Raw genomic sequence first — 2,163 nt, forward strand, 5'->3', positions numbered from 1 at the left:
CCTGTTGCAGACAGGACGCTACGACGAGGCACTCGAGCGGGCACAGCGTCTGCAGGAGCTCCAGCCGGAAGCGGCCGGTCCGTTGAGCCTGCAGGGCGCTGCCCTGATGGGGCTGGGGCGAACCGACGAGGCCCGGGCGGCCTTCCGCGAGGGCGTCGCGCTGGACCCGGACGATGTATCCGTGGCGATGAACCTCGCTGGCCTGGAGCTCCAGGTCGGCAATCGCGGGGCGGCGCGCGAGGTGCTGGAAGCGATCCAGGAGCGCGACCCGGGGCATGCCCGTTCGGCCCAGCGCCTGGCCAACATGAGCCTGCAGGATGGCGACCACCAGGGGGCGGCGCGCTGGCTGCAAACGGCCATCGACTCGCAGCCCGAGTTGCTGCCGCCGCATCTCACCCTGGCCCAGATCCAGCTTCAGGGCGGCCAACCGGAGCAGGCCCTGCAGACGCTCCTCGCTGCGCGTGAACATCACCCCGGGAATCCGGACCTGCTGTATGCGCTGGCGGACGTCCAGCAGAGTCTCAATCGTCCGGATGCCGCGGTGACAAGTCTCGCGGAGGCCGTCGAACAGGCGCCGGACAACGTGAACCTGCGTCTCGCCCTGGCCCGCGCGCATGCGCAGGCCGGTGACGATGCCGCGATCGAGAGCACGCTTCGCGAGCTCCTGGAGCAGCAGCCGGACCACTACCGGGCCCGCCTGCTTCTGGCCCGGGGCCTGCTCAATCAGGAACGCATGAGCGATGCCGAGCCCCATCTGGCGCGCCTGGAGGAGCTCTACGAGAACCGCAGCGAGGTCCAGGCCTTGCTGGGCCGCGCGGCTATGCAGCGGGACGACCCAGCCGCCGCCGTGCGGCATTACCGGGCGGCACTGGCGGACCCGGGTTCGCAACGTCGGGACTGGGTGCATGCACTGGCGGAGGCGCAGCGCGAAGCCGGGGATGGCGATGCCGGGCGGGCCACGCTGGCCGCCTGGCTGGATGAAAATCCGCAGGACCTGGCGACATGGCATATCCACGCGGCGCAGCAGATGGCGGCGGACGACCGGTCCGGAGCGATGGATTCGTACCGTCGGATCGTCGAGCAGGATGGCGACGACGTGATTGCGCGCAACAACCTCGCATGGTCTTTGCGCGAGAGTGATACCCGGCAGGCGCTGGAGCATGCGCGCCGGGCTGCCGAGCTGGCACCGGAGGCGGCTCCGGTGCTGGACACCCTGGGTGCGGTGCTGATCCACGCCGGTGAGCCCGCAGAGGCCGCAGACATCCTTGGCCGTGCCAGCGAGCTTGCCCCGGATGATCCGGGCATTCAGTACCACCTGGCCTGGGCGGAAAGCGAACAGGGCGAGCGCGACGCCGCTGCTGAACGCTTGCGTCGCGTGCTGGACGGGCACGACCAGTTCCCCCAGCGGGCGGATGCGGAGGCGTTGCTCGATCGCCTGTAGACCCGGCACGAACCGGTCGATCAAGGGGGCTGCCGAGAGCGGCCCCTTTTTTGTGTGCGTCAGCCTGGTCGCCGCACATCCCTCCGTCCGGTCGGTCCTGTAATCCCGGGTCGGCCCGGACATTACTTCGTTGTCTGGCCTCTGACGGCTGCGCTCGGCCGGGGAGCTCGCTCGCGGCGGTCGGCACGGCCCGCGACCGGATCTCGGCAGGGGTGAGTCAATGCCACGGTTTCGGGGCCGGCTTATCCGTCCCCTCGACTACGGCCCACTGCCATGCTTCTGGTGTCTTCGCCGGTGCCTGGGAGACGCTGATGAATGTGCCGGCATCGCGGTGATGCCCCGTGTATCCCGAGACCTGGCGCGGCGCGCAGTCCGGTCGTGGTGCTACCGGCCCGTTTGCATCTTGGTCGGGGCGCTAGCCTCACACGCCTCGGAAGGACGGGGCTCGAGTTCGAGTGGTGCATGGATAGTCTTGCCCTGGCAGGCCAGGCGGACATCCGAAGGGGGGCGAGCGTCGGCCCGGGGTGGTGCGAGTCCGAACATGGCCAGTCGCCGGATGATTGCCGGCAGTGACGGGAGAGGGTGGCCGGTTCGCGCGAGGGTCCATGAGGGCTGTAGTACCGGGCCCGGATCGCGGAACAAAAAAAGGGCTCCCCGAAGGGAGCCCTCAACTCGATGCCCCGGGGGGAGGGCCATCAAGACTAGAAAGCGTTCTAGCGTCG

Annotated in this window: 1 protein-coding gene; it reads left to right on the forward strand. The window is 69.3% G+C overall.

From position 1 onward, the window contains the following. The coding region (locus tag D575_RS0100030; protein ID WP_018143864.1) for a tetratricopeptide repeat protein at nt 1–1,441 on the forward strand (1,441 nt) is incomplete at its 5' end. Between the last annotated feature and the right edge of the window lie 722 nt (nt 1,442–2,163).

This window comes from Thioalkalivibrio sp. AKL6 (assembly GCF_000376905.1).
Lineage (GTDB): Bacteria > Pseudomonadota > Gammaproteobacteria > Ectothiorhodospirales > Ectothiorhodospiraceae > Thioalkalivibrio > Thioalkalivibrio versutus.